The following is a 9,973-nucleotide window of genomic DNA, read 5'->3' on the forward strand; positions in this document are numbered from 1 at the left end:
TTATGATATTGCGATGCGCCTTCACTACATGCGTATGGGCTGGGTGAGTCTTTCATACAGAAGACAATCTTCTATCGGAGTTGGTTTCGGGATTAATCTACTGGCACATTTCAACGTTTCTTACTCTTTTGAGTTCGGAACAGGCGTTACGGAGAAATTCGGGAACACTTCTCATGAAATTCGACTGGGCTTCATCTTCGGTCACAAACGAAATATGAATAAGGAGTTTAAGCAGGACGAGAAAGTAGATCCGGCTCCCGAAGAAGTGCAACCTGAAGAAACAAAACCGCAAGAATAAATGCTAATTTTCAAGTATTGCTAATTTTGTAAAAAAGTACACAGTTATGCGTCCGTTTTATTTATTGCTAAAAATATCTCTCAATATTTCATTCAGACTTTTTTACAAACGTTTTTTAATATTAAACAGTCATAAAGAGCTTTTCGGGAGTACCATATACGTCAGTAATCACCCGAATTCCTTTATGGACCCGATTATGATCGGATCAATGAACAGACCCATTGTTCATTTCATGACCCGTTCAGATGTGTTTGTCTGGTGGTTGAAACCCATATTATGGTCCGCCCATATGCTTCCTATTTATCGTCAGCAAGATGGAACTGACACGAAAGGAAAAAACACAGACGTTTTCAAAAAAGTAAACCAATCCCTGAAAATGGGCCGCAATATCCTGATCTTCGGAGAAGGATTTACCGACGATACTCCTATCCGCGGGTTGAAGCCGGTGAAAAAAGGTCCGGTGCGCATGGGATTCGGTGCTTTGGTTGCAATCAACTGGAGCAAGAAAATTTACATTTCCGGTATCGGGATCAGTTATACAGATCGAAATACAATCGGTTCGGAATTCATTCTGAATAACGGTCCGAAAATCTGTTTGAACGATTACAAAGAGGCTTATCTCGAAAATCCAAGCAGGGTGATCAATGAAGTGACCAAGCGTGTTGAAAAAGACATGCAGAACTGCATCGTATATGTCGCAAACCCCAAACGTTATTCCTTATTGGAAAACATCATGCAGATCACCAGAAAAGGATACAATCATCCGAATCACGATGATCATATTCCATTGATCAAGCGTTGGGAATATGCGCGCCAACTGGCAACATGGATCAACCAGAATGTAACGGACGAAAGCACTGAAATTTTAGCGCTTCAGAAAGATCTGGATGCTTATTTCAACCTGGAGAAACGCATGAAAGTTCAGGATCGCTTTGTGCTTGCTAAAAAACAGCCGGAGCTATTGAGTACTTTAAACAACTGGCTTTATTTGATCCTGATGTGGCCTTTTGCCATTGCAGGATTTCTGCACGGTTTCATTCCATATATTATTTCCAAAAAGGTCACTGAAAAGATCATGAGACGGAAAGTTTTCTGGGGTTCCGTGAAAATGATGCTGGCTAAAATAGTTGGTTCGATCTACAATATCCCGATCATTATTTTGGTGACGAAATGGTATCTTCCTCATTGGTCTTTGGGTATTTTGTATTATTTCCTCATTCCCGTTCTATGGCGTTTAAGCTATGAATATGCGCACCAATTCAAGGAAGTTCGCTTGAAGCAGAAAATGAAAACGGTGGATCTGAATAAGTTTGTAGAGAAACGCGAGGAATTGGAGAAGCGGATTAAGGAATTGATTCCGGTGGCTTAAGTTTCTGTTTTTTGCCTTGACAATTTTCTCAAAAAGACGCATAGACATATATCTATTAGCCCAGCAGCAGCAAGGGAAACAGGCAATTCCGCAAACACACCATGAAGTCAAAATTCCTGGAGTTTAAACGCTTTATCCGAAGACGAATTTCCGTCTCATTCCCGGAAGAGAACTTAAAATAACTGAAAGGAAGTTGTGCGTATTTTACAAAGCTAAATCCGGATTCTTAAACCAGCATTTTCCGCCCCAAATAAACCATCCCGATGCAAAAACTCACTGAAATAAGAATATTCAGCACTGCAATGATCCAGTGTCCGCGTTCCATCAATTCCAGGTTTTCTTTTGCAAACGTAGAAAAAGTGCTGAATCCGCCACAAATTCCGATGATCCAAAACGCCTGAAAAGATTCCGCATTAGCAGGTTTCATACGCATCATCAGTACCAGAAATACGCCTACCAGAAAAGAAGCAAGAAGGTTCGATGCCAGGGTAGCAACCGGGAAAACTTGTTTGGGAAATTTGTGGATTAAATGTGTGATTCCAAACCGGATCAATGCTCCGATTCCTCCACCCAGAAAAACATACAGCATATTCATTGGATCTTGTCTGCAATAAATCGTTTATAGAGCGTCCAAAATACAAAAGCCCAGAGAAGTCCCCAAACAATTCCGCAAATTACATCCGACAAATAATGAACCGTGAGGTAAATTCGGCTCAAACCAATCAATCCGACACACAGAAATAACAGCCATTTCAAGCGTGGATAGTGCTTCCCGAGGAACAACCAGGTCAATAATGCGATTGCGGCATTATTCGAAGCGTGTGAAGAGAAAAAACCGTATTGTCCGCCCTGGTAAACTTCCCCGTTGCGCTTCACAAAAAAATGAAGCTGATTTTCGAGGAGTAAATTGTGAGACGGCCGGTAGCGCTGAATGGTTTCTTTAAACAGGTATGTTGTAGAACTATCTACCACAGCCACTAATAAAAGCGCCATTCCCAGGAAAATAAGACCGGTTTTCAGCCCGTAGTTTTTCCAGATAAAAAACAGGATCAACAGGTAAAAAGGAATCCATGTTGCCGTTTTGGATACAATCCAAAAGAACTGATCTAAAAAAGGGGTGTTCCAGCCATTCACGGCCAGAACAATGCTTCGATCAATGGATTCCAGGTATTCAAACATGATTCAGATGCTTCCAGATCATGTCTTTCAACTCCGTTAGTCCCTGCTGGGCAACAGAAGAGATGAAAACATACGGTATTTTAGGCAAATCCTTTGCAATGGCTTGTTGCAGCTCGTCATCCAGCATGTCCGACTTCGTGATTGCCAAAAGACGCTCTTTGTGCAGCAATTCCGGGTTGTATTGTTTCAACTCGTTTAAAAGCAATTTGTATTCTTCGTGAATATCATCCGCATCTGCAGGAATCATAAACAACAAACAGGAATTTCGTTCGATATGGCGCAGGAAACGCAAGCCCAGACCTTTCCCTTCGTGAGCTCCTTCGATAATTCCGGGAATATCTGCCATTACAAACGAGCGGTAGTCACGGTACTTCACAATTCCCAGGTTCGGTCTCAAAGTTGTAAACGGATAATCTCCGATTTCCGGTTTTGCGGAAGATAGAACAGAAAGCAAGGTGCTTTTTCCGGCATTCGGTTTTCCAACCAAACCAACATCGGCCAATACTTTCATCTCGAGAATCATCCAGCTTTCCGTTCCCGGTTCTCCCGGTTGTGCAAAGCGCGGAGTCTGATAGGTTGAAGATTTAAAGTGATCGTTTCCTAAACCTCCTCTTCCTCCCGGAACCAAAATTTTCTCTTCTCCGTCTTCTGTGATTTCAAAAAGCACTTCTCCTGTTTCAGCATCTTTCGCCAATGTTCCCAAAGGTACCTCGATGTATTTATCTTCTCCCTGAGAACCTTTTTGAAGCTGTCCGGAACCATGTTCACCATGCCCCGCTTTGATATGCTTTTGAAATTTCAAATGGAGCAAGGTCCACAATTGTTTGTTTCCACGAAGATAAATATGACCTCCACGTCCTCCATCTCCGCCATCCGGGCCTCCCTGCGGAATATACTTTTCACGACGAAAATGCGCAGAACCTCCACCTCCGTTTCCGGAAGTACAGTGGATTTTTACGTAATCGACGAAATTATCTGATGCCATTTTATTTAGTTATTAGTGAACAGGCATCAGGCAATAGCGCCAAACCTATTCAATATTCGAAGAGATTCAAGTCTGAACCCTTAAATAGTCTTTAAAAACAAACTTCCTTAGACTTGAAAACCGCACTCTGTTCGAATGCGGTTAACGTATCAAGCAAGTTGCTTTATTAATTATTGTCGATCGCAGCGTAAAGTCTGTCCGAAATATCATCGATACTTCCGATTCCATCTACTGCGATGTATTTTCCTTGTTTTTCGTAGTAATCCTTTACCGGCGCCGTTTCGTTTTGATAAACGTTGATACGGTTCTGAATCACTTCCGGATTTGCATCATCCGGTCTTCCGCTCACTTCTGCTCTTTTTTTCAAACGCTCGCGCAATTCGTCTTCCGCTACTTCCAATCCGACCATCATGGTAATTGTCGTATTCACAGAATTCAAAAAAGCATCCAATGCCTCAGCTTGTGCATTGGTACGTGGAAACCCGTCAAAAATAAACCCTTTCGCATTTTCATGCTTCAACACTTCACTTTTCAACATATTAATCGTCACCTCATCCGGAACCAGGTTTCCCTTGTCTATATAGCTTTTAGCCAGCAATCCCAATTCGGTTTCACCTTTAATGTTTGCCCGGAAAATATCTCCTGTAGATAAATGTACCAGATTATATCTTCCGATCAATCTTTCAGATTGCGTTCCTTTCCCTGCTCCGGGAGGGCCAAATAATACGATGTTCAACATACGTTTTTCTTTTAACGGGTTTCACCCTTTAGTTGATAAATGTGCTCGGTATTTCTTCCCAATTCATCGTAATCCAGGCCGTAACCTACTACGAATTTATTTGGAATCGAAAAACCGATATATGTTGGGGTATGTGTTCCTTTAAATGCTTCCGGTTTATGTAATAATGTCACTATTTCCAAACTTGCCGGTTTTTCAACTGACAAAAGCGTAAATAGTTTCTCCATGGTAATTCCGGTGTCAACAATGTCTTCGACGATGATTACGTGCTTGTCTTTGATCTCGGTATTCAACCCGATCACCTCATCCACACGCCCTGAAGAATTCATTCCTTTGTAACTGCTCACTTTTACAAAAGTAATTTCACAGGGTGAACGAAATTGTTTCATTAAATCTGCGGCAAACATGAATGCTCCGTTCAACACAGCTATAAACACTATCTCTTTCCCTGCATAATCCGCTTCCAGGCGAGCCGCTAAAGAAGCAATCTCTGCTTGAATTTCTTCTTTTCGGATAAATATTTCGAACGTTTTATCGTTTATCTGAAGCACTTCGTCGTCTAATTTTAAGGGCAAAAGTACGATTTTTAAGGGAATTATCGGCTTAAATAACAAAGAAATAGCCGGAGGAAGAAAAATCGTTGTAGTAAAATCAGTCTGAAAACACCCGAATTCCCTGCCATGTGCGTCAAATCCGGCATATTTCCAAGGCTTGTTTTCGGGGAAAAGTCCTTGAATGAATTCAGAAAAGCAACTATCTTTGCCGCATGAAAAAACAATGGAACGGAAACGCTTATAAAATAGGAATGCTTGGTGGCGGTCAATTAGGCCGTATGTTTATTCAGGAAGCCTTGAACTATGATGTACACGTACATTGTTTGGATCCGGATCACGATGCGCCCTGCAAACATTTGGCAACTTCGTTCCAGCAAGGTTCTTTACAGGATTTCGATACGGTTCTTGCATTCGGGAGCGACAAGGATGTGGTGACCGTAGAAATCGAGCACGTGAATGTGGAAGCATTAAAGGCGCTTGAAGACAAAGGAATCAAGGTGTTTCCACAACCTTCCGTTCTGGCCATTGTTCAGGATAAAGGGCTGCAAAAAGAATTCTATCAAACAAATAATTTACCGACCGCAGATTTCACCTTGGTGAGCGGAAAGGAAGAATTGTTGTCCAAAAACATTCCGTTTCCGTATGTGTTGAAGTGGAGAAAAGGCGGTTATGACGGAAAAGGCGTTCAAATCATCAAAAGCGCTTCTGATCTTGAAAATTTGGTGGATACGCCATACGTGATTGAACAACTGGTTCCGTTCACAAAGGAGTTATCCGTTATTGTGGCACGAAACGAAAAAGGAGAGCGTGTTGTTTACCCAACTGTTGAATGTGAATTCAACCCGGTGGCAAACCTGGTGGAGTTTTTATTTTCTCCGGCAGAAATTTCGGAAGAAGTGGAAAAAAATGCCCGCGAAATTGCCCTTCACGTAATCGAATCATTAGACATGGTCGGAATTTTAGCGGTAGAACTGTTCCTAACGGCTGACAATCATATCCTGATCAATGAAATTGCCCCGAGACCTCACAACAGCGGACATCACACCATCGAATGCTGTTATACTTCTCAATTCGAGCAGCATCTGCGAAGCATCGTCAATGCGCCATTGGGTTCTACCAAACTGATTACTCCGGGCGTCATGATCAACCTGCTGGGAGAACCTGGTTATGAAGGGATTGCAAAATATGAAAACCTTGAAAAAGTCATCGCGCAGGAAGGTGTAAGTGTTCATTTATACGGAAAGCAAAATACCAAACCTTTCCGGAAAATGGGACATGTAACCATTTACGGCCCGGAGCTTGCGACACTCAAAACCACGGGGAGAATGGTTGCTAAAGAATTAAAAATCAAAGCCTAAGTTCGTTTATTACCCAGAATTGTTACCTTTGCGCCACCATTTGAGAACTTTTGAAAGTGTACAAACTCATTTCTTTCCTTTCACTACTTGCGTTGAGTCAAAATCTTGATGCGCAGCTCTATACTTTCCGGGAATACAATCATCACGACGGTTTAAAAATCACCGCGACACTCAGCACCGTTCAGGATGACCTCGGTTATTTGCTGATCGGGACGGACGGAAACGGAATTGTCCGCTTCAACGGTTCGACCTTTGAATCCATTCATCCGAAAAAAGGGCTGGATCGTCCGTATCACGTAACCGGAATCTCATTGGTCAACGGTGATATTTACTTTTCGACGCTTTACGCCGGTGTTTTACGCTTTTATAACAACCGTATTCACCCGTTTTACAAAGTAAAAAACAATCTCGACGGTTCTGTTCTGCAGGTTGCGAAATGCCAGAACAATCTCTCGGTTATTACTAACAATTTCATCCATGTCGTGAACCTGGACGGAAAACTCCTTTTAAAACAACAGTTTCTTTCCAAACACATCAAACGGTGCGTTCAACTCCTGGAAACTCCGTATGGAAACGTCCTCATCACGGATAAAGAATCCTATTTCATCAATTCCAAAGAAATTACAACGCTTGGAAACTGGCTGAACATGCCGGATATCAACTTTAAGATCGCGTCATTTCATCAGAAAAAGCTGATTTTATATGACGAAAACGGTCAAAACAAATACACCTTCTATTTCGCCAACAACGGCACTGTTTTCAGAGAAACAAAAGAAGCCACCCATTTCGATTTTCCACCGGAAGCCATTGAAAATATCGCCGCCAAAAACAACCAGATTCTATTCAACTGCTCCAATAAGCACATCTACACCATCGAATCGGATAAACTCAAGCGCATTGTCCCGAATTACGATAATAAAATAGCAACGATCTACCACCTTTTCATTGACAATTCAAACGATTATTGGGTCAACACTTCCCTGGGAATTACCAAAATAAGTATTGAGCCATTTACGAAGGTCAAGTTAAATCCCGTTTTCGATAATCATTTGATCATCCAGGTCTTCAGAACGAAATGCAACCAGCTGTTCCTGGCGAGTGGCGACAATAAACTTCATTACGGTCCGGCGTACCCATCTTCTTTTAAAACAAAGGAAAATTTCCGCGCAAATCACATCCTGGAATGCCCTTTGGGAACGCTGATCTGTTCCGAAACCGGAATCTACGAATTCAAGGACGGTGAAATTGTACAATCAGCTATTCCGAAACAACAGGGGGAACAAATCAAATTTGCCATTTGGGACGGTGAAAAATTGTGGTTCGCACCAGCTGGAAAAGGTCTTTTCTATTATGATCCAGAAACCGGGACATCTACCAAATTAAAAACCAAAGTTGCAGCCGATTATTACTATTGTGGGCAGCAATCCGGCAACCGAAAGTATCTTTATTTCGGAACCAACGAAGGAATCAAACGACTCGACCTGAAAAATCTTGCATTCTACGAAATGAAGGAATTCAATGATATCGGGTCTTATTCCGGAAATGCCGCAAAAGACCTGTACGGAAATCTTTGGTTCACGCTCGACAAGGGAATTGTGGGTATTGACAAACACCAGCGAATTCTGAAGATCACAGATCAGAAGATTCTTCCGTCCTATTTGTTCTACACGCTTTCAGCAGATAAGCTGGGAAATCTCATCGTTGGAACCAACCTTGGAATTCACATCCTGAAACTGGATGGAAAAGGACGCGTCATTTACCACAAAAACTACAATGAAACCAATGGTTTTTTGGGTTACGAGACCAATATGCGGGCAGTTTTCCAGGATGGAAATAAGTCGCTGGTCGGAACTGCCGAAGGATTATTTCTCATCAACACCGACATTCTTCAGCATTATCCTGTTCCTCCGAAACCGATTATTATTAAGGGAAGATTGTTCCAAAACGGAGTTATCCGGGATGTGGATCAGGGAAAATACCTGACCTTCAAAACGATTCTTTCCAAAAACAAAGGACTCGAATATTATTATAAGATCAGCGGATACCACAAGTTCTGGATCAAACTGAATAATTCCGGGGAGATGAAATTGCCCGAACTGCAAAACGGATCGTATGTGCTGGAAGTCAAATCGACCTTCGACAGGATCAATTTTTCAGACATTGCATCTTATCCGATTACGATTCACAACCCGCTTTGGCAGTCCAAATGGTTTATCGTGATCATCATTCTTTTCCTGGGTTTACTCAATATCGGGTACCTCGAATGGACCAGAACCGGAATGCGGATCAATCTCTACGAGATCAGCTATAACTCCCTGGATGCACGCTTCGTACCAAAATTGCTATTATTCGGCTCCATTTCCAATTTCCTTGTCGGAGTCATTGTTTACTTTTTCGTGGAGAAAAGCCTCGGGAATTTAACTGTGAACCTGGCTTCCAGTACCGTTCTGATAGGTGTTTATTTTCTTCACAAAATTTCAGGCAGAAGAAACCGATTAGACTACATCAACGAACTGAGTCTTTACTTATCACTTTCGGTGCTTTTCGTACAATTCTTCTACCTGCTTTTCATTTCCAATATCCATCCGTATCCGCTCATTGCCATTACACTAATCTCAAGTGTTCTGCCTTACATGCTGAACAATATCCGGTCGATCATCATCATTTGCCTGCTCCAGATTATTGTTTCTGTTCTGATGCTGATCTGGATCGAAAATCCGGTTTATAACAGCGTGTTGTTTATCCTGACAATCGGTGTTTCTTCGGCATTAACGATCATGGTTACTTACCTGAGAAATGATTCCCTGGAAAAACTCTTCTTTGTGAGTAATATCCTCAACAAAGGAAATATGATGGCCATTTCTTTCGATCAAAAAGGAACCATAACGTATTGCAGCAAGAACTTATCGAATCTGCTCCACATCGACTCCAACATGATTGTCGGGAAGTCACTTTCGACCTTAAATCCGATTGTAGTTTCAGCTGAAATGCGTGAATTTTCTCTCGGTGATGAATTTGCGGACGGAAAAATCTTCCTCGTTCCGATGTACAATAAAAAAGGTGAAGTCGTATGGATCGAATGGTCCTGCAAATATTTCTCCGATTCCGTGCGGGTGATTATGGGGCAGGACGTAACAGAGAAACTGACCTTGACAACCAATTATCAATCATTGGTTGAAAATGCGCAGGATATGATTTTCAATACCGACATCGATGGCCACTTCACGTATCTGAATGAAATGAGTAGTCGCACGTTCGGATACAAGAACGAAAACCTGATCGGGAAAGATTCCGTGAGTATTGTGCATCCGGATTACCGCGACACAGTGAAGGATTTTTTCCGGAATCAGATCATCAACCGCATTCAGAATACGTACCTCGAATTTCCGATCCGAACCAAAGAAGGCCGGATTATCTGGCTGGGACAAAATGCATCCATTGTTTTTGAACCCGGATCCAGGAAACGCATTATCGGGTTTACGGCTCTGGCT

At 42.0% G+C, this 9,973-nt stretch carries 9 protein-coding genes; 4 read left to right on the top strand and 5 right to left on the bottom strand.

Annotated features, from left to right (window positions below):
• Both Q1V93_RS06195 and Q1V93_RS06200 read left to right on the top strand, forming a co-directional pair.
• Positions 1–298: type IX secretion system membrane protein PorP/SprF (locus tag Q1V93_RS06195; RefSeq protein ID WP_300662857.1), on the top strand; the 298-nt coding region annotated here is incomplete at its 5' end.
• A gap of 46 nt (positions 299–344) precedes the next feature.
• Entirely contained in the window at positions 345–1,667 is a 1,323-nt protein-coding gene (locus tag Q1V93_RS06200; RefSeq protein ID WP_300662859.1) for a 1-acyl-sn-glycerol-3-phosphate acyltransferase, read from the top strand.
• A gap of 226 nt (positions 1,668–1,893) precedes the next feature.
• Here Q1V93_RS06200 and crcB read toward each other — a convergent pair whose 3' ends face one another.
• The 5 genes from crcB to hpt all read right to left on the bottom strand — a co-directional run bounded on the left by crcB (position 1,894) and on the right by hpt (position 5,145).
• A complete protein-coding gene (crcB, locus tag Q1V93_RS06205) occupies positions 1,894–2,256 on the bottom strand; it encodes a fluoride efflux transporter CrcB (protein ID WP_300662861.1) in 363 nt (120 codons plus the stop codon).
• A gap of 2 nt (positions 2,257–2,258) precedes the next feature.
• Positions 2,259–2,846, bottom strand: coding sequence for a phosphatase PAP2 family protein (locus tag Q1V93_RS06210; protein WP_300662863.1), 588 nt, complete (start codon positions 2,844–2,846; stop codon positions 2,259–2,261).
• Positions 2,839–3,831 carry a GTPase ObgE gene (obgE, locus tag Q1V93_RS06215; RefSeq protein ID WP_300662865.1) on the bottom strand — a complete coding sequence of 331 codons (993 nt, stop codon included), beginning with the start codon at positions 3,829–3,831 and terminating at the stop codon, positions 2,839–2,841. Before obgE ends, Q1V93_RS06210 begins: the two co-directional genes overlap by 8 nt.
• Positions 3,832–3,997: 166 nt before the next feature.
• The gene (locus Q1V93_RS19370; protein ID WP_367183772.1) at positions 3,998–4,570 is read right to left on the bottom strand and encodes an adenylate kinase; all 573 of its coding nucleotides are present in this window, start codon (positions 4,568–4,570) and stop codon (positions 3,998–4,000) included.
• 11 nt (positions 4,571–4,581) lie between these two features.
• A complete protein-coding gene (hpt, locus tag Q1V93_RS19375; protein WP_367183773.1) occupies positions 4,582–5,145 on the bottom strand; it encodes a hypoxanthine phosphoribosyltransferase in 564 nt (187 codons plus the stop codon).
• 191 nt (positions 5,146–5,336) lie between these two features.
• Here hpt and Q1V93_RS06225 point away from each other — a divergent pair, with 191 nt between their 5' ends.
• Both Q1V93_RS06225 and Q1V93_RS06230 read left to right on the top strand, forming a co-directional pair.
• Positions 5,337–6,482: a 5-(carboxyamino)imidazole ribonucleotide synthase gene (locus Q1V93_RS06225; protein ID WP_300662867.1), complete on the top strand. Its 1,146-nt coding sequence runs from the start codon at positions 5,337–5,339 to the stop codon at positions 6,480–6,482.
• Between the two features lie 56 nt (positions 6,483–6,538).
• The coding region (locus Q1V93_RS06230) for a PAS domain S-box protein (RefSeq protein ID WP_300662869.1) at positions 6,539–9,973 on the top strand (3,435 nt) is incomplete at its 3' end.

Source organism: Fluviicola sp. (assembly GCF_030151805.1).
Taxonomy (GTDB): domain Bacteria; phylum Bacteroidota; class Bacteroidia; order Flavobacteriales_D; family Crocinitomicaceae; genus Fluviicola.

Coding starts and splice junctions, on each gene's coding strand:
- Q1V93_RS06200 (WP_300662859.1), top strand. CDS start 345: ATGCGTCCGTTTTATTTATTGCTAAAAATATCTCTCAATATTTCATTC.
- crcB (WP_300662861.1), bottom strand. CDS start 2,256: ATGCTGTATGTTTTTCTGGGTGGAGGAATCGGAGCATTGATCCGGTTT.
- Q1V93_RS06210 (WP_300662863.1), bottom strand. CDS start 2,846: ATGTTTGAATACCTGGAATCCATTGATCGAAGCATTGTTCTGGCCGTG.
- obgE (WP_300662865.1), bottom strand. CDS start 3,831: ATGGCATCAGATAATTTCGTCGATTACGTAAAAATCCACTGTACTTCC.
- Q1V93_RS19370 (WP_367183772.1), bottom strand. CDS start 4,570: ATGTTGAACATCGTATTATTTGGCCCTCCCGGAGCAGGGAAAGGAACG.
- Q1V93_RS06225 (WP_300662867.1), top strand. CDS start 5,337: ATGAAAAAACAATGGAACGGAAACGCTTATAAAATAGGAATGCTTGGT.